The following is an 18634-nucleotide window of genomic DNA, read 5'->3' as shown; positions in this document are numbered from 1 at the left end:
AGTGCCTCAAGTCAGTTTTTATCTGCTGCCGGAACAGGCAGCAGAAGCTGAATCACAGCTGGCGTCAGAGCCAGCTTTTTTTCATGTAGCAGCAAAACTTTGCGCCGATTTGTATCAGGCCGGGCAGCGGGTTTTTGTGTTCTGCCAAAATCAGGCGGACGCCGAACTGCTGGATGAGGTATTATGGCGCTTTGATCCAGAGCGATTTGTACCACACAATCTGGCGGGCGAAGGCCCTGCAAGAGGCGCTCCGGTAGAAATCAGCTGGCTGCCTCCAAGCAACGCGAGGCCGGTTTTAATTAACCTGTCGGCAACAGTGCCGCCTTTTAGTCAGCGTTTTCAACAAATTATCGAGTTTGTTCCAGCCGAAGAACAGTTAAAGGTTCAGGCGCGGGAACGATTTAAATTTTATCGCCAGTCGGGGTTAACCCCGCAAACAGTGCAGCTCTGATGGCCGGCCTGCGTTTTTAGTGAGAGTTTCAGGTAACGAAGATGGAAAAGACATTTAACCCGAGTCAAGTTGAACAAGCCATGTATCAGGCATGGGAAAGCAAAGGCTATTTCAAGCCAAGTGGTGATAACAGCAATGGTGCTTATTGCATCATGATCCCACCACCAAACGTGACCGGTAGCCTGCATATGGGCCATGCGTTCCAGCAAACTATTATGGATGCCTTAACCCGCTACAAACGTATGCTGGGCAAAAACACCTTATGGCAAGTAGGGACTGACCACGCTGGTATAGCCACACAAATGGTAGTAGAGCGTAAATTGGCAGCCGAAGGCAAACCAGACCGTCATGCCATGGGCCGCGAGGCTTTTATTGAAAAAGTATGGGAATGGAAAGCCGAATCAGGTGGCACCATCACCGAACAAATGCGCCGTTTAGGCAACTCAGTCGATTGGGACAAAGAGCGTTTCACCATGGACGCCGGCCTGTCGAATGCAGTGCAGGAAGTTTTTGTGCGCTTGTATCAGGACGACCTGATTTACCGTGGCAAACGCCTGGTGAACTGGGATCCGAAGCTGCACACTGCTATTTCTGATTTAGAAGTAGAAAACAAAGAACAAAAAGGCCATCTGTGGAACTTACGTTACCCGCTGGCTGATGGTGTGACTACGGCAGATGGCAAAAACTACATAGTGGTTGCCACCACCCGTCCTGAAACTATGCTGGGCGATACAGGTGTGGCAGTCAACCCGGACGACGAGCGCTACCAGTCACTGATTGGTAAAGAAGTGCTGCTGCCGCTGGTGAACCGCCGTATTCCAATTCTGGCGGACGAACACGCTGATAAAGACAAAGGCACGGGCTGCGTAAAAATCACCCCAGCCCATGACTTTAACGACTACGAAGTAGGTAAACGTCATCAGTTACCCATGATCAACGTGATGACAGCGGATGCCACTATTCGCAGCGAAGGCGAATGTTTCTTCCCGAATGGCGAAGCAAACCCGGCACACAACTCTGTTATTCCTGCTGAATTCCAGGGTATGGATCGTTATGTGGCCCGTAAAGCCATAGTGGCTGCTTTTGATGCAGCAGGCCTGTTAGACAAAGTTGAAGATCACAATAACACCCTGCCATACGGCGACCGTTCTGGTGTGGTGATTGAGCCTTTATTAACTGACCAGTGGTATGTACGTGTTGCGCCTATGGCCAAAACTGCCATTGAAGCTGTGGAAAACGGCGACATTCAGTTTGTGCCTAAACAATACGAAAACATGTACTACAGCTGGATGCGTGACATTCAGGACTGGTGTATCAGCCGTCAGCTGTGGTGGGGTCACCGTATTCCAGCCTGGTACGATGAAACAGGTAAAGTCTACGTAGGCCGTGATGAAGCTGAAGTGCGTGCTAAACACGAGTTAGCGGATGACGTGAAATTACGTCAGGACAACGATGTACTGGACACCTGGTTCAGCTCAGCGCTATGGACTTTCTCTACTTTAGGTTGGCCGGACAATACTGAAGAGTTAAAAACCTTCCACCCGACCGACGTGTTAGTCACTGGTTTTGACATTATTTTCTTCTGGGTAGCCCGGATGATTATGATGACGATGCATTTTGTTAAAGACGAAAATGGCAAGCCTCAGGTGCCATTTAAGACTGTCTATGTGACTGGCCTTATTCGTGATGAAAACGGCGACAAGATGTCAAAATCCAAGGGCAACGTGATTGACCCGCTGGATATGATTGACGGTATCAGTCTGGAAGACCTGTTGGTGAAACGCACCAGCAATATGATGCAGCCACAGCTGGCCGAAAAAATTGGCAACCAGACCAAAAAGCAATTCCCTGAAGGTATTGAAGCCAGCGGTACAGATGCGCTGCGTTTCACCTTAGCGGCTTTAGCTTCAACAGGCCGTGATATCAGCTGGGATATGAAACGTTTAGACGGTTACCGTAACTTCTGTAACAAGCTGTGGAACGCAAGCCGTTACGTCACCATGATGACCGAAGAGAAAGACTGTGGTCTTGCTGGTGGTGAAATGGAACTGTCATTGGCCGATCACTGGATCATCAGCCAGTATCAGCAAACGATCACCCAGTTCCGTGGTTATTTAGACAGCTACCGTTTTGATATGGCGGCCAATACGCTGTATGAATTTACCTGGAACCAGTTCTGTGACTGGTACTTAGAGCTGACCAAACCTGTGTTGTTTAAAGGCACCGAAGCTCAGCAACGTGGCACCCGTCATACCTTATTGACAGTGCTGGAATCTTTGCTGCGTTTAATGCACCCAATCATGCCATTTATCACTGAAGAAATTTGGCAGTTGGTGGCACCAATGGTGCGTAAAGATCTGAACCCTGGCGACAGCATTATGCTGCAGGCCTATCCGGAATTTAATCAGGCGCTGGTGAATGAAACCGCCACTGCCGATCTGGAATGGGTGAAGAGCTTTATCGTTGCTATCCGTAACGTACGGGGTGAAATGGATATAGCGCCAAGCAAGCCATTGTCTGTACTAGTGCGTAACCTAACAGCAGACGACAGCCGTCGCTTACAAAGCAATCTGGCCTTCCTGCAGAATATGGCGAAGTTAGAAGCCATTACTGTACTGGCCGATGGCGACACAGCACCAGCTTGCGCCGCTCAGCTGTTGGGCAAGATGGATATTCTGATCCCTATGGCGGGTTTGATCGACAAAGAAGCCGAACTGGCCCGCATTGCCAAGCAAATGGAAAAAGCTCAGCAGGAACATGACCGCGTGGCCAGCAAACTGGCAAACGAAGGTTTTGTGGCAAAAGCGCCTGAAGCTGTACTCGCGAAAGAGCGTGAAAAACTGGCAGAAGCTTTAGAAGCTATCACCAAGTTAAAAGCTCAGCAGGCACAAATAGCTGCGATTTAAGCTGTGGTTTGAGTCTGGCTTGATAGAGAAAGGCGACCTTCGGGTCGCCTTTCTTATCTCTGCCGAACAGAGTCGTCGCAAAACTATGTAAAGTTCTGGTAAAAAACTTGGACTGGAGGGCGATCTGCTATACCATCCGCGCCGCCAGCCCGGGCTTGTGGTCCGGAGCAGGTTCCCTGATTAATTCTCAAATGGAAGAGACAAGATGAAATTAAAGTTAAGCGCCTTATTCGTTGCCTTAGTAGTGACTGCAGTTCCGGCTCAGGCTGACTGGTTAAATGCAGTTAAAGATGGCGTAGGCAGCACACTGAAAGACACCAAAGACAGCGCCAAAAATGCTGCTTTAAATACATCAGTGCGTACAGCTTTAGGTTTAACTGAAGGTAAATCGACTCAGGCTGCTATTGCTGAAAAACTGGGTGAACCAGCCAGCAAAACAGAAAAAGACGGTAAAACTCTGTGGTTATACGACGTGACTGCATTATCTGCCAGCTACCCGACTTTAACTGAACTGGTAAAAACTCAGGAAGCGGCACAAAAGTCAGTGCAATTAAGCTTTAATGCCGATGTATTAGCTAAGTTAGAGCTGATCAACAACGCTAAGTAATTCTTTGATCACTGCCGCAGCCTGCGGCAGTGATTTTTTAAAAAGATTCAATACCTTACAGAAAAGCCCTCCAAGTTAGCCTCTGCACACAAATATTGTACAAAACATTTTTTTTGTTATTATTGCGCGCCTGAATTTAACCCGTGTAAATTCATTCTGTTGTTTACCCTGATCTGATGAAATTGCACATACCCGTTGTACTTAAAGCTGCAGCTTTGTTGACTGCGTTCGCTCGCCCCAATCACATAGGTTAACTATGTTCATGGGGTCTCGTTCACTTGTCGCCGCTCTGCAACTTCAATTACTTAGGGTACGATAAGCAATCACTTTCAGTCCCGGGCTCTGGCAGCTAAAACCCCAAACACTCCGTATGCAGTTCATGCTGCGGTTGGCTTTTATTTTTCTGGCGTTGCCAGGCTTTGTGAAGGAACCCTTTAATGGATTCACCAAGTGCCATTAGTTTGATCCCACCAGTTGTTGTGATGGCTGTTGCCATCTGGCTGAAGCGGCCGATTTTGTCGCTGGTTGTGGGCGCAGTTGCAGGTTTGCTGATGCTGTTTCCAACTCAACCTTTTGAGTTGCTGAATACCTTTGCCGAGATCTCGACCAGCGTGATGCAGGATGAAACCATTGGCTGGTTAATTCTGGTCTGTGGTGGTTTTGGCTCCTTGATTGGTTTGTTGATCCATACAGGCGGTGCTGTGGCTTTTGGCCGTTCTGCCTCTAAGCTGGCAACAGGCCCTAAATCCTCCATGTTTATGACCTTTGTTTTAGGCTGCATTATTTTTATCGACGATTACCTGAATGCGTTAAGCGTGGGTGAAGCGATGAAAAGAGTGACAGATAAATACAAAATTTCCCGTCAGATGCTGGCTTATATAGTGGATTCCACAGCTGCACCTATTTGCGTCATTATTCCAATTTCAACCTGGGCTATCTTTTTTGGCAGTTTGCTGGAAGATAACAAAGTCGCAGAGGTAGGTAATGGTGTTGAAGTCTACATGCAGGCCATTCCTTACATGTTGTATCCATGGCTGGCCGTATTGATGGTGATGTTAGTCACCTTAAAAATTATGCCAGCGATAGGCCCGATGAAAAAAGCTGAACTGGCAGCTCAGAATGGTACACCTCTGGATGTATTGCCTGATGTGGGTACCGAGGCCAGCGCCAGCCACCATCATGTACAAGGTCAGACGGTTCCGGCCGGTGATCAGTATGCTGTGCATTCGATGGAACAAGAATTTGAAGACAGCAATAAACAAGGCAAACTGCGCAACTTTATAGTGCCTATGCTAATGCTGATTGGTTTTACCATCTATTTTGATATTGATGTACTCAAAGGTCTGATCGTAACTTTAGTGCTGACTATCGCCTTCTACAGCTACCAGCGTCTGATGCCATTAGGCGAGATGATGGAAGTGATGATGAATGGCTTTAAAACCATGTTGCCAGCCATCTGTACTGTGATCGCAGCTTTTGTGTTTAAAGATGTCTGCGACAAGTTACTGCTGCCTCAGTTTGTGATTGAAAACCTTACTCCTTATATGACAGCACAGATGCTGCCCGCTATCGTATTTTTAGCTATGGCGATTCTATCCTTTGCCACAGGCTCGTCCTGGGGGATTTTTGCAGTATCTATTCCTATTGTGATGCCTTTAGCTTACGCAGTAGAAGCTGATATTCCACTGGTAATAGGTGCGCTGTTATCAGCCAGCTCTTTTGGTAGTCAGGCCTGTTTCTATAGTGACTCTACTGTATTAGCGGCTCAGGGTTCAGGCTGTAATCTGGTATCGCACGCTGTAACTCAGCTGCCTTACACCCTAATAGCTGCCACTTTGGCATTTATTGGTTTTATTCTGATTGCTTAAATCTTCGAAGTTGAATAACACAAGGCACCGCAAGGTGCCTTTTTCATTTCAGCTACAGGCCAAATTTATCTTGGTTATAACTTTTGGCGATATAGAAAACCCTCAGCCTTTAATCCATAAAAACGCATAAATTTATGCGTCCTATCCATTTTTTACGAAATAGTGTTAAAAATAAGCCAGTTAGCAAAGGTCCGGTTTAAAAAGTATAAATGCCCGCACCTTTATTCCATAAAGTTTTAGATAGTAAGACTTTTATGCTTAAAGACCGCTAACTATCCAGACATCCGGTTATTTCTAATTCATCTATACAAGACCAATCCATTAGTTATTTAACTTTTTGCAGAGGCCTAGAATGCGCTCACTTTCTGCCAGCTGCTCAAACCAGATCGTTCGATGCGGGTTATGGCCAGTATGAATTTAAGATCATCGAGGTGTGTATGCTTCATTCAACACAAGAGTTTTTATCCGGCAACGCCACACCAGAGGCCAGCAGTGCTTTGCCTGTGCTGGATCTGAGCCTGATGGATGGCACAGCAGTTGAGCAACAGTCTTTTATTCAGCAATTGCGCGTTGCAGCCCGTGATGTGGGTTTCTTTTACCTGACGGGTCATGGTCAGAGCGAGCAAAAGCAGCAACAGATTTTAGCGCTGGCGAAGCAGTTTTTTGCGCTGCCACTGGCCGATAAACAACAAGTGCAGATGATCCATTCACCCCACTTTCGAGGTTACACAGGCTTAGGCGGTGAATTAACCCGTGGTCAGCCGGATATCCGTGAACAGTTTGATATTATGCGGGAAGAAGCTGTACCAGCGCAGACGGATATCAGCCCGGCCTGGCAAGGTTTAATTGGCCCTAACCAATGGCCAACGGCTTTACCACAGATGCAAACTGAACTGCTGAACTGGCAACAGTCCTTGTCAGATATCACAGTAAAGCTAATGCGCGCTTTAATGCTGGCGTTACAACAGCCATCTGATGCCTTAGACGCCACTATCAAAGCTGGTCCTTATCAGCATATGAAACTGATTCGTTATCCAGGCGTGGATGCAAAAGCATCAAATAGCAAACAAGGTGTAGGTGCCCATAAAGATCCGGGTTACCTGACCTTAGTGGTGCAGGATCATCAATCAGGTTTAGAAGTGGAAACCGAACAAGGTTGGGTTTCTGTTGCTCCACTGCCAGGTGCTTTTGTCGTCAATATTGGTGAGCTGCTGGAACTGGCGTCCAATGGTTATTTAAAAGCCACCTTGCATCGTGTAGTCAGCCCGAATTCTGGTGTAGAGCGTTATTCCTGTGCCTTTTTTATGGCAGCTCAACTGGATGCCACTGTGCCTTTATTGCAGTTGCCGTCTCATTTAGCTGACGAAGCTAAAGGTCCGGCCAGCGATCCAACTAACCCGTTGTTTTATCAGGTGGGCCAGAATGTGTTAAAAGGACGGTTACGTTCACACCGTGATGTGGCTGCGGCTCATTACGCAGAGTTAGCAAAAGCTGTCTAAGCTCAGCACAACCAAAGATAAATAAAAAACATAACCAAGGTTAACTATGAAATTCCGTACTTTAAGTATTCATGCCGGACAACAACCAGACCCAAGTACCGGCGCTTTAGCCACTCCGGTGTATTTCACCAGCACCTTTAGTTACGGCACTGCCGAAGAAGGTCAGGCGCGTTTTTCAGGTCAGAATCCGGGTTATATCTACAGCCGTTTTGCCAACCCTACTACCGCAGCTTTAGAGCAGAAATTAGCAGCATTGGAGGGGGCAGACGAAGCTTTAGTAGTGGCCAGCGGTATGGCTGCCGTTAGCGCCATTATGTATGCACTGACCAACGCCGGTGATGAAGTGGCTTTTATCGACCCGGTCTACGGCGGTACTGATGCTTTTTTACGTAATACCTTAACCCGCGCCGGTGTGACCTTAAGCCGTTACAGCAGCGATAAAGACTTTGCCGAACGGGTGAAACCCAACACCAAAGTGGTGTTATTTGAACCTATCACCAACCCCACCTTAAAAGTGATAGACACCCGTATTGTGGTGGAAGCAGCCCGTAAAGTCGGTGCTCTGGTGATTTGTGATAATACCTTTTTAACCCCTTATTTATTCCGTCCGCTGGAAATTGGGGCTGATATTGTGATGCACAGCGGCACTAAGTACCTGTCTGGCCATGGCGATATTATTGCTGGCATAGTGGCAGGACGCAGCGAGCTGATGCAGAAAATCCGTACTGTGGCACTGAAACATATAGGTTCACCTATAGGCCCGCAGGAAGCTTATTTACTGCAACGTGGCGTAAAAACTCTGACCTTGCGGATGGACGCTCATATCGAAAATGCCCGCAAAGTAGCAGACTTTTTAGCAGCCCATCCTAAAGTGGCAAAAGTCTATTATCCGGGCCATGCCAGTCACCCAGGGCATCAGGCTATAGCCGACACAGCCACAGGTTTTGGGGGCATGGTGGCCGTTGATATCGAAGGTGGTTTTGCCAAAGCTGCAGTGTTTTTAAATAACCTGCAATTATTCGCTCAGGCCGTGAGCTTAGGTGATGTGGAAAGCTTAGCTTGTCACCCAGCCAGTACTACTCATGCGGCTATGACAGCAGAAGACAGACAAAGAGCAGGCGTCACCGAAAATCTGGTTCGCCTGAGCATAGGTGTGGAAGATGCCGATGATTTAATTGCTGACTTAGCGCAGGCTCTGGCCAAGCTATAAGTCGGGTCAGAGCCTTGGCTCTGACCCACATATCAGGTACCAGCATTAGACCGATTGCCGACTTTTTATGAAAGGGTCAGAGCTAACAGCTCTGACCCTTATTCATTTATGAACTATCAAATACGAATTTCGTTCTTTTTAAGAATATAAATATCCTCTACATTCATCTCAAGCGTCCAGACGGCTAAAGCTTAAAACAAGTACAGTCGCAGGACCCGAAGCCTCCACAACCAGCGCTTCGTAAAAAATAAAAAACATCCAGGAACACAAAAACAAAAAACAGACTGACCGGAACGCCGGAAGTTATAAAAAAACTTGCGGAGAATATTATGTCAGCTCAGTACACTCAATATTATGGCTTATTCAGTAAAGCCAGAACCAGCCCAACCCGTTTCTATAAAACCTTTAAACTGGCCAGCCTGACCGCAGCTTTGTTGGTCAGCTTACCCAGTCAGGCCGGTTTCCCGACTATTTACGGCAAAATTAATGTCAGTGCCCAGCAGTATGATTTCGAAAAGTTAAATTTTGCCCAAACCACACCAGCCACTAACCCTGTTAGCTATCAGCATATAGGCGCAACCAGCATAGCCGATGAGCTGGACAATACTTCTGTCGAAAGCAACGCCTCGCGTTTTGGTATTCGCGGTGATTTAGACGTGTCTGCCGATCTGAAAATTATTTATCTGGTGGAATACGGCATAGACACGGACAACGGCACCAACGCCAATGGCCGTGAGCTGACTCAGCGTAATATCTACGCTGGCGTGCAAGTCGAATGGGGTACGCTGCTTATCGGCAAAAACGATACACCACTGAAAACCCTGCAAACCAATACAGTCATACGTGGAGACATCGACAGATTTAACGATGCAGCTTTGGCCGATATCGGCAGCTATCTGGTCGGTGAAAACCGCGCCGATAACGTCATTCAATACAACTCACCTATTTTCCTTGAAGGTTTTGAATTCAGTTTTGCCGCAGTACAAAGCGAAGAAACAGGCATAGCAGTCAACGCCAACAATCCGCAGGATGACAGTGATTTAGCCAGCGGTTATTCCAGCGCTTTAACTTACGGTAAATCCAAATGGTTTGTCGGTGTCGCCATCGACAACAATGTGGCGACCACTGATGCTATCCGTGTTTTAGGCGAAGTATCTGTTGGCCCGGTGAAATTAGGAGCTATCTACCAAACCGCGGAAGCCCATAAAGACACCGACCGTATTGGCCCCTTCTCTACTTTTGTTGGCTCTTCAGTATCAAGTTCTGGTGCGCAAAACGGCCTGAACCCTATCAGCGAATGGGATGGCGCTTCAGGCAATGCCTTTATTGAGCAGGATGGTTATGTGCTGAACGCAGCCTGGAAAGTCGCAGGCCCATGGACAGCCAAAGCTCAATACGGCAGCTCCACTTCAACACCAGCCAACAGCAGCTACGGCGATGTGGATGTGACAGGTCTGGCTCTGGGTGTGGATTACAAATTAAGTGACGCAGCACGGCTTTACAGCTACTACGCCCAGTTAGAAACCGAAGGTGACAGCCTGATCGGCACGGTAAAACCTAAAGACAGCACTTTGGCTGTAGGTCTGGATTTTAGATTCTAAAAACTACTTGAACAGGAAAATTTTATGCAAAGCATCAAAAGTAAATTACTGCTAGCCGCTACTGTACTGACCTTAAGTTCAGGCTTAATGGCCAAAGATATTACCTTACTCAATGTATCGTACGACCCGACGCGTGAGTTATACCGTGATTACAACAAAGCCTTCTCGGCTTACTGGCAGCAAAAAACCGGTGATACCGTCAAAATTGAACAATCACATGGCGGTTCCGGCAGCCAGTCACGTTCTGTCATTGATGGCTTAAGAGCAGACGTAGTGACTTTAGCTTTGTCCGGCGATATCGATCCGCTGGCAAAAATTGGTAAGTTACTGCCGGAAAACTGGGAAAGCCGTTTAGCCGACAGCAGCGCGCCTTACACCTCTACCATCGTATTTCTGGTGCGCAAAGGTAACCCGAAAAATATCAAAGACTGGGACGACCTGGTCAAAGAAGGGGTGGAAGTGATCACTCCAAATCCAAAAACCTCAGGCGGTGCCCGCTGGAACTATTTAGCAGCCTGGGCTTATGCCGAACAAAAATACGGCTCAGAGGATGCAGCCAAAGACTTCGTGGGTAAGCTGTTTAAAAACGTGCCAGTGCTGGATTCAGGCGCCCGAGGCTCAACCACCACTTTTGTTCAGCGTGGCATAGGTGATGTGTTACTGGCCTGGGAAAACGAAGCCTTTTTAGCAGTAAATGAATTAGGCAAAGACAAGATTGAAATCGTAGTGCCGTCTCTATCGATTCTGGCCGAACCTTCTGTTGCAGTAGTGGATAAAAACGCCGAAGCCAAAGGTACAACCGAAGTTGCTACAGCTTACCTGCAATATCTGTACAGCAAAGAAGGTCAACAGCTGGCAGCCAAACATTACTACAGACCTCGCGATAAAGAAGTGGCAGCGCAGTACAGCAAACAGTTCCCACAACTGAAGCTGGTGACTATTGCCGACTTTGGTGGCTGGCAAAAAGCCCAACCAGAACACTTTGGTGACGGCGGCGTCTTTGATCAGATTTATAACTAGCCAAAACAACGAATTAAAAAGCGACAGTATGCAGCTGTCGCTTTTTGTCATATTCCCGAAAGTAAGCAGAGCTGCAGGTCGGCATTGTAGGGGCAGGGTTTATCCCTGCCCGCCTGGCGTCAGAATCAAGGATCCAGAGGCACAATGCCGACAAAGCTGCGGTTTTATCTACAAAAGGGATAACCACAAAGGAGGATCCTTGCTTTGAAAAAATCATATTGGCTAAAGCCCACCGTATTACCCGGCTTTGGCTTATCCCTGGGTTTTGCCACCTTTTATTTAAGCCTAATAGTGCTGCTACCTTTAGCCGCTTTATTGGGCCATAGCCTGACGTTAAGTTGGGCTGAATTCTGGAAAGTAGTGGCCAGCGACAGAGCTATCGCCAGTTATCAGCTGACTTTTGGCGCCTCTTTTATTGCAGCAGCTGTCAATCTGGTGTTTGGTTTGATAGTCGCCTGGGTGTTAGTGCGCTACAACTTCTTTGGCAAAAAGGTGATTGATGCCTTAGTCGATTTGCCCTTCGCTTTACCCACAGCAGTGGCCGGTATTGCACTGACAGCCATTTATGCCCCCAATGGCTGGATTGGTCAGCATTTAAGTGCTTTGGGCATTAAAGCAGCCTACAGCCCTTTAGGTGTGACTTTAGCGCTGATTTTTATCGGCCTGCCTTTTGTAGTGCGCACAGTGCAGCCTGTGCTGGAAGATTTGGAAAAAGAGATTGAAGAAGCAGCCGCCTGCTTAGGCGCCAACCGCTTACAAACCTTTTGCCGCATTTTATTCCCAGCTCTGTTGCCCTCTTTGCTGACAGGTTTTGCGCTGGCATTTGCCCGTGCTGTAGGTGAATACGGTTCTGTGGTCTTTATCAGCGGCAATATGCCAATGAAAACTGAAATTACGCCGCTGCTCATCATGACCCGCTTAGAGCAATTTGATTATGCCGGGGCTGCCGCTTTGGGCTCTGTGATGTTATTTATTTCCTTTATTTTATTGCTGCTGATTAACCTGCTTCAACACTGGAGCAATAACAGACATGGAGCTAAAGCATGAGCAGTCTCCCACTCGTTTCCCCTCATCCGGCAGCTGCGGCTTTACGTAAGGCAACCACTGAACCATTGTGGGTTCGTTTGCTGCTGACCTGCATAGCGCTGTTATTTTTAGCTTTGTTTCTGGTACTGCCGCTTTTTATTGTGTTTAGCGAAGCCTTTGCCCGTGGTGCTGAATTGTATTGGGCTTCTATCAGTGAACCTGCTGCTTTACATGCGATCAAACTGACGCTGATAGCAGCTGCTATTGCCGTGCCCTGCAACGTGATTTTTGGCCTGGCAGCCAGTTGGGCTATCGCCAAATTTCAGTTTAAAGGCCGGCAGCTGTTGATCACCCTGATAGACCTGCCAATAGCAGTCTCGCCTGTGATCGTAGGTTTAAGCCTGATGCTGATTTTTGGCGCCCGGGGTTATTTAGGCGACTGGCTGATGGATCATGATGTGCGCATTATGTTTGCTGTACCAGGCATAGTGCTGGCGACTATTTTTATCACCTTTCCTTTTGTCGCCCGTGAGCTTATTCCATTGATGCAGGAACAAGGCCGGGAGCAGGAAGAAGCCGCTTTAACCTTAGGGGCTAACGGCTGGCAAACCTTTTTCCGAGTCACTTTGCCTTCAGTGAAATGGGCCTTGTTATACGGCGTGATTTTAGCCAATGCCCGCGCTATGGGTGAGTTTGGTGCTGTCAGTGTGGTTTCAGGAAAAATCCGCGAGCAAACCAATACCATGCCACTTCATATTGAAATTTTATACAACGAATACCAGTTTGCTGCTGCTTTTGCTGTCTCGTCTTTATTAGCGTTGCTGGCTTTAGTTACACTGCTGCTGAAATCTTTGCTGGAGTACAAAGCGGCTAAAGATTTAGCCGCTGGTCAACCGCATTAACCTTTACCTGATGCAGTTAGCTGCGAATGTCGCAGCTAACTGGAGTTTCTGTCAAAGCTTTGGTAAATACAGTGTCGTCTTTTAGCTGATCCCCGGCCCTTGATTCGCTCAGTAAGCCTTCCTGCTCAGCGATCACTAGAGCCACCATAGTGTCGCCTGTGACGTTAGTGGTGGTTCTGATCATATCGACAATACGGTCGATAGCAGCGATAAAAGCGATACCTTCCAGTGGTAAACCTACTACGGATAAAGTCACAGTCAGCATTACCAGTGCCGTACCGGGCACACCGGCTGTACCTAATGAAGCCAAAGTGGCAGTACCGACGATCAGCAGATAATCAATAAATTGCAGCTCAATGCCATATAAGTTCGCGATAAAGATAGCGGATATTGCCGGATAAATACCACCACAACCATCCATATTAATGGTGGAGCCTAAGGGCAAAACAAAACCTGCGTAGTCTTTAGATACTTTCAGATCTTCAGTCACGGCTTTGTAACTAGCTGGTAACGAGGCATAACTGGAGCAGGTACTAAGAGCGACCAGTTGTACCGGGAAAATAGCTCTGAAATAGTCAGTGACTTTCATTGAGCTGAAAAAGTGCACAAAACCGCCATAAGTCAGGCTGATATGCAGCAAACAGCCCACATAAACAGCTAAAATAAATTTGCCTAACGGCAGCAGCATTTCCAAACCATAAGTACCTACTACCCAGGCGATCAAACCAAATACTCCCACAGGAGTAAACAGCAAGACCAAACGGGTCACTTCAAACATCATATCGGCACCAGAGCGCACCAATGCCAGCATAGCTGTGCCTTTTTCGCCTATATTGCGCAGAGCAAGCCCCAACAAAATGGCAAATAACATCACAGGTAAAACCTGGCCCTGCGCCATAGCTGCTATTGGATTGGCCGGAATTAAATCCACCAACACCTGACTGACGGGAGGTATGACTTTTTCAGTCACTTGTGCTGCCACTAAGTTCTGGCCTGTTTCAAACTGAAAGGCGGTGCCGACACCAAGACCTATCAGGCTGGCAATCAAAGCTGTCAGTAAAAATAACCCCACAGTTTTACTGGCGATACGACCTAAGCCTTTGCCTTGCCCCAGTGAGGTAATACTTAAAATCAGACTAAAAAACACCAGCGGGATCACTAACATCTTAATGGCATTAATATAGGCGGTTCCCAGAGGTTTGAGTGCCAGAGAGTCGGCCCCCAGGATTAACCCCACAATCACCCCCAGCAGCATCGCAAAGATCACCTGCTTCCAGAGTGCAAAATTTAAATTAATGTTTTTCATGAAAAATTCCGCTTTAACCAAGAGGCCAGTATAGGGGCTCAGCCAAGTCGGACCAATTCAGTTCTGTTCTAAGCAAGAACCAAAAGGAGCAAGGCAGGAGCCTGACATATGCATAAATATGATATGCGTTTATGGAATATAAATTACATTTACACAAACGTTTTAATCTAATAGATTGAAGTTGTTGCCGCAACTCAGCGTCAGCGGGAAGCGGCAACAACTCTGGTTTGAATGGATTCGAAATTCGTAGGGCACAAGAAGTGCCACCCCCGCTACGTTCTATTCCTTGTCCTGTTGCTTGTGGTCCACAGTCTTTATCGACTTTAGTGACTACCCCATATAGTGCCTCGCCAACTTTTCGGCGGGGCTTTTTTTTGCTATCAGGACCGGAAGCGGCCAGACAAATGTCTGAATGCTCTTTAACATTCTTAGGACATTTAACCGGAGATCACTTATGACAGCCTCTGCCCACTCTTTTGGCGCTTTACATCAACAGCCAGAACCATTGTTGCTTATTAATATCTGGGACCCAGCCAGTGCGTTATTAGCCCAACAGCAAGGTGCAAAAGCCCTTGGCACATCCAGCGCCGCTTTAGCCTGGTCCTTGGGTTACGCTGACGGTCAGCAGCTCCCTGTCGCCGAATTACTGGCAGCGGTACAACGTATCCTGCGAGTGATTCAATTGCCTTTCACTGTGGATATAGAACAAGGTTACAGTGATGACCCCACTCAGGTTGCCCAGCTGGTTGTGCAATTAGCTGAGCTGGGGGTGGCTGGTATTAATATTGAAGACGGGACCGCAGAGCCACAACTTTTATGCGCCAAGCTCCGAGCTTGCCGTGCTCTTTTGGAGGGGCGGGCTTTGTTTATTAACGCCAGAACTGATGTTTATCTGGCGCAATTGGTCGCAGAAGCAGATGCAGTGACTGAGTGCATCAGACGGCTTGAGTTATACAAAGAGGCAGGAGCCGATGGTGCTTTTGTGCCTTGTTTAACGGATTTAGCTGTGGCGAAACAATTGAGCCAGCACAGCAGTTTGCCACTGAACTTAATGGGTTGGCCAGAGGGTGCAACTGTTGAGGATTTAACTGAAACAGGAGTGAAGCGTATAAGCGCAGGGCCGGCGTTGTTTCTGCGGAGTTATCAGGCTTATCTGCAGGCAGTGTTAAGTTTTCTGCAACAAAGCCCGCTTACAGATCTCCCTCTAAATTACGCGGATCTAAATCATTTATTCAGTTAGCATTTCAGCAAAGTGGTCAGCTAAATACCTTCACCAAGAAAAACCTTAGTGTAACGGGGCTTCACCCAGGCTTGTTGCCCCAATGATAAACCCAGTTGTTTAAAACGATCCCTGGCCAGCTCAACATGGATCAGTTGCTGGCTGTCCTTGGCTAACAATTCCAGCCGGACATTAGGGCCTACTATGGTAATCAGGTCGACTTTGGCTTCCAGCGCCTCGCCGCTAGGTTTTAACAACACATCAATTTCATGCGGCCGCACATAAGCAAAACCATTTTCTTCCTGTTCATTGGTAAATTCCGGCGATGCCACAGACAACTGGCCTATTTCGGCTTTGCCTTGTTTAATCCGGGCATGAAACAGGTTCACATTACCTAAAAATTCATAGACAAAAGGATTGGCCGGGTTGTCGTACACTTGCTCAGGTGAGCCCTGCTGCTCAATCCGCCCTTTGTTCATCACCACTATTTTGTCTGCTACTTCCAGCGCTTCTTCCTGATCGTGGGTCACAAAAACGCTGGTGACATGAATTTCATCATGCAGTCGGCGCAGCCAGCGACGTAACTCAGCTCTCACCTTGGCATCCAGCGCGCCAAAGGGCTCATCCAGCAGCAGTACTTTTGGCTCTACGGCCAAAGCGCGGGCTAAAGCAATACGCTGACGTTGACCACCGGAGAGCTGTGAAGGATAGCGATCAGCTGTCCAGTCCAGTTGCACCAGCTCCAATAAATGCTGCACTTTTTTACGGATAAGCTCTGGTGAAGGACGATGCTTTTTTGGTTTGACGGTTAAACCAAAAGCCACGTTTTCATAGACTGTCATATGCTTAAACAGCGCATAGTGCTGAAACACAAAACCTACACCACGTTCTGAAACATGGCGTCCGCTGATATCCAGATCATCAAAATGGATGCTGCCACTGTCGGCTTGCTCTAAGCCGGCAATAATACGCAATAAGCTGGTTTTACCCGAACCTGAAGGGCCAAGTAAGGCCGTTAGTTCGCCGGTCTGAATGGATAAACTGACATTATCGACGGCAACAAAGTCGCCAAATTTTTTATTGATTTGGTCTATACGAATGCTCATATCAGCGCTCTGAGTTCAGGTTGCAGCCAACACAGCTTTTGCTGTTAGTGGCTCAACATCACTTCAGATCCGGTGGTCCGGTGCGCCGAAGCAGGTGGAAAAATTGATTCCCTAAGTAATTGGAGTTGCAGCAAGGCGACCAGTGAAAGAATCCCCATGAACATAGTGGCCTATGTGATTGGGGTGATAGAACATGGTCAACACAGCAGCAGTTTCAAGTACGACGGGTAGGTTCACTGAGGGAAACAGTCTGAACCAGTTTTATAATGAAGGTTTATCCAGACGTAGTTTTTCGTTTTTTTCCAGCTGCACCAATTTGCCCTGATGAAACACCAGTTCAATAGAACCAAACTCTACCCGGCCAACCAGCTTTTCCAGTTTATCGAGCAGTTGGTTGAGCAAATCTGCAGATATTTCTTTTGCCGCCATCTCTGTTCTCCTTAAGGACATCTATATGTCTTTAAGCATTAAAGCAGAGCCAGCTAATAACTTAAAATACTTTAAAGTAGCAAGGTTATACGAAAAGGAAATAAAAAAGGGTCAGAGCTTAGGATCTGACCCTTTATCTGGTACAGAATGAATAGCTAACTAAGAATACAAAGTTGACGTTTGACTACAGGGTCAGAGTCAAGACTCTGACACTAATGACGTGGAGCTTCGTCGCCGTCGTCTTCGTCATCATCGAAGTCTTCACCGTCTTCGTCTTCGCCACCTTCAAAATAGGTGCCCCAGCCGTCGTATTCGACACCAAACTTCTGCGCTAAGGCTTCCAGTTTGATCGCATCAGCTGTGATGCTGGCACCGTCCAGAGACTGTTCACGAATAGCGTCGAATACCCAGGCGGTGCCGCCTTCTTCAAATTCAACTTCTTCGGCGTCTGTGACTTCGTAACCTAATTTAAAGACTTCAACAGCCAGTTTTTCTAAGCGGGCAAAATCTTCATGGTAAAAATGGTGTTCGATGGTGTATTCCGCATCCGGATCGCTGCCATCTTCCATCAGTGCAGCTATGGTGTCTTCAGTAAATTCTTGCCAGTTTTCCATGATATTACCCCGTGACAGTCAATGAGTCGGCAGTGTAGTCGGTTGCCACTTCGCTATCAAGCAGCTTAATCTTATCTGCCATCTGTTGCCGTATTGTTTCAGCCAGTTCACGGGCCGGAGTTCCTTCAGGCTGGATAGGTGGCAAAATCTCAATAATGACTCTGCCGTTATTCCATTTGTTTAAGCGCACCTTGTTGGTGCTGCTCATACAAATAGGCACCAGCGGCACTTTGGCCTGATGGGCAATATGAAAAGCACCGGTTTTAAAAGGCAATAAACCACGGCCATAACTACGGGTGCCTTCAGGAAATACCCAGACCGATACCTTGTCCTGCACTATACGGTCCACTGCGCCCTGCATAGTACCTACAGCTTTGGATTTGTTGGCTCTGTCGATCAGGATATTGCCACTGAGCCAATACAGCTGACCAAAAAACGGGATCCACTTCAGGCTTTTTTTACCTATGGTCACAGTGCCTGGCAACAAGGCTTTGCTGATGGTGAATAAATCATAGTTATTCTGATGATTGGCTAAAAACACACAAGGCATAGCAGCTGTCACTTCAGGCGCCTGACGTACTTCGACTTTTAAACCAAAGATCCAGGCCGCCCAGCCGTACCAGCTGGAAAATAACGCCACGTTCGGGACATAAAAAGGACGAACCAGACAGATCAGCAAACCCACTAAGGCACTGAATACAATAAAAATGGCGACCAGCACCAGACGTATAATGGCTAACACAAAAAAGGCCCCTGTATTTTACAAGGGCCAGAGTATAACGGTTTGACGTCATAAGTCTGGTTTGATCTGTTTCCCCGTCGTACTTGACGCTGCCGCTTTGTTGACTACGCCATCCCGCCCCAGTCACA

17 protein-coding genes are annotated in these 18634 nt (G+C 47.4%); 12 read left to right on the top strand and 5 right to left on the bottom strand.

The genetic code is table 11. From position 1 onward, the window contains the following. The first annotated feature begins 1 nt into the window (after window position 1). The 10 genes from LSG34_RS07465 to cysW all read left to right on the top strand — a co-directional run bounded on the left by LSG34_RS07465 (window position 2) and on the right by cysW (window position 13090). Window positions 2-451 carry a DNA polymerase III subunit chi gene (locus LSG34_RS07465; RefSeq protein ID WP_233008199.1) on the top strand — a complete coding sequence of 150 codons (450 nt, stop codon included), beginning with the start codon at window positions 2-4 and terminating at the stop codon, window positions 449-451. A gap of 41 nt (window positions 452-492) precedes the next feature. Further along, window positions 493-3357 carry a valine--tRNA ligase gene (locus LSG34_RS07460; protein ID WP_233008198.1) on the top strand — a complete coding sequence of 955 codons (2865 nt, stop codon included), beginning with the start codon at window positions 493-495 and terminating at the stop codon, window positions 3355-3357. Window positions 3358-3562: 205 nt separating this feature from the next. Continuing rightward, window positions 3563-3964, top strand: a complete 402-nt coding sequence (locus LSG34_RS07455; RefSeq protein WP_233008197.1) for a hypothetical protein — start codon at window positions 3563-3565, stop codon at window positions 3962-3964. 437 nt (window positions 3965-4401) lie between these two features. After that, a complete protein-coding gene (locus LSG34_RS07450; protein ID WP_233008196.1) occupies window positions 4402-5832 on the top strand; it encodes a Na+/H+ antiporter NhaC family protein in 1431 nt (476 codons plus the stop codon). Window positions 5833-6269: 437 nt separating this feature from the next. Next, window positions 6270-7331, top strand: a complete 1062-nt coding sequence (locus LSG34_RS07445; RefSeq protein ID WP_233008195.1) for an isopenicillin N synthase family dioxygenase — start codon at window positions 6270-6272, stop codon at window positions 7329-7331. Window positions 7332-7377: 46 nt separating this feature from the next. After that, entirely contained in the window at window positions 7378-8541 is a 1164-nt protein-coding gene (locus tag LSG34_RS07440) for a trans-sulfuration enzyme family protein (protein ID WP_233008194.1), read from the top strand. Window positions 8542-8870: 329 nt separating this feature from the next. Then, window positions 8871-10142 carry a porin gene (locus LSG34_RS07435; protein ID WP_233008193.1) on the top strand — a complete coding sequence of 424 codons (1272 nt, stop codon included), beginning with the start codon at window positions 8871-8873 and terminating at the stop codon, window positions 10140-10142. 24 nt (window positions 10143-10166) lie between these two features. Next, window positions 10167-11162, top strand: a complete 996-nt coding sequence (locus LSG34_RS07430; protein ID WP_233008192.1) for a sulfate ABC transporter substrate-binding protein — start codon at window positions 10167-10169, stop codon at window positions 11160-11162. A 204-nt stretch (window positions 11163-11366) separates the two neighbouring features. After that, window positions 11367-12209 carry a sulfate ABC transporter permease subunit CysT gene (gene cysT, locus LSG34_RS07425; RefSeq protein WP_233008191.1) on the top strand — a complete coding sequence of 281 codons (843 nt, stop codon included), beginning with the start codon at window positions 11367-11369 and terminating at the stop codon, window positions 12207-12209. Beyond that, window positions 12206-13090 (top strand): sulfate ABC transporter permease subunit CysW, encoded by an 885-nt coding sequence (cysW, locus tag LSG34_RS07420; RefSeq protein ID WP_233008190.1) that lies wholly within the window; start codon window positions 12206-12208, stop codon window positions 13088-13090. Before cysT ends, cysW begins: the two co-directional genes overlap by 4 nt. 16 nt (window positions 13091-13106) lie before the next feature. Here cysW and LSG34_RS07415 read toward each other — a convergent pair whose 3' ends face one another. After that, window positions 13107-14396, bottom strand: a complete 1290-nt coding sequence (locus tag LSG34_RS07415; protein WP_233008189.1) for a dicarboxylate/amino acid:cation symporter — start codon at window positions 14394-14396, stop codon at window positions 13107-13109. 454 nt (window positions 14397-14850) lie between these two features. On the opposite strand from LSG34_RS07415, the gene LSG34_RS07410 reads away from it, so the two are divergent. Further along, entirely contained in the window at window positions 14851-15636 is a 786-nt protein-coding gene (locus tag LSG34_RS07410) for an isocitrate lyase/PEP mutase family protein (RefSeq protein WP_233008188.1), read from the top strand. Between the two features lie 20 nt (window positions 15637-15656). Here the strand turns inward: LSG34_RS07410 and LSG34_RS07405 are convergent, their stop codons facing one another. Both LSG34_RS07405 and LSG34_RS07400 read right to left on the bottom strand, forming a co-directional pair. Then, on the bottom strand, window positions 15657-16721 hold the full coding sequence (locus LSG34_RS07405) for a sulfate/molybdate ABC transporter ATP-binding protein (protein ID WP_233008187.1): 1065 nt from the start codon (window positions 16719-16721) through the stop codon (window positions 15657-15659). A 261-nt stretch (window positions 16722-16982) separates the two neighbouring features. Next, window positions 16983-17150, bottom strand: coding sequence for a YezD family protein (locus LSG34_RS07400; protein WP_233008186.1), 168 nt, complete (start codon window positions 17148-17150; stop codon window positions 16983-16985). A gap of 25 nt (window positions 17151-17175) precedes the next feature. Here LSG34_RS07400 and LSG34_RS20735 point away from each other — a divergent pair, with 25 nt between their 5' ends. Next, window positions 17176-17301, top strand: a complete 126-nt coding sequence (locus LSG34_RS20735; RefSeq protein ID WP_269822822.1) for a hypothetical protein — start codon at window positions 17176-17178, stop codon at window positions 17299-17301. A gap of 61 nt (window positions 17302-17362) precedes the next feature. Here the strand turns inward: LSG34_RS20735 and rraB are convergent, their stop codons facing one another. Together rraB and LSG34_RS07390 are read right to left on the bottom strand one after the other, a co-directional pair. Then, window positions 17363-17764: a ribonuclease E inhibitor RraB gene (gene rraB / locus LSG34_RS07395; protein ID WP_127684634.1), complete on the bottom strand. Its 402-nt coding sequence runs from the start codon at window positions 17762-17764 to the stop codon at window positions 17363-17365. Window positions 17765-17768: 4 nt separating this feature from the next. Next, a complete protein-coding gene (locus tag LSG34_RS07390) occupies window positions 17769-18506 on the bottom strand; it encodes a 1-acylglycerol-3-phosphate O-acyltransferase (RefSeq protein WP_233008185.1) in 738 nt (245 codons plus the stop codon). Window positions 18507-18634: the final 128 nt, after the last annotated feature.

Source organism: Rheinheimera faecalis (assembly GCF_021290965.1).
GTDB lineage: Bacteria > Pseudomonadota > Gammaproteobacteria > Enterobacterales > Alteromonadaceae > Pararheinheimera > Pararheinheimera faecalis.
This window is presented reverse-complemented; position numbering and strand designations above follow the sequence as displayed.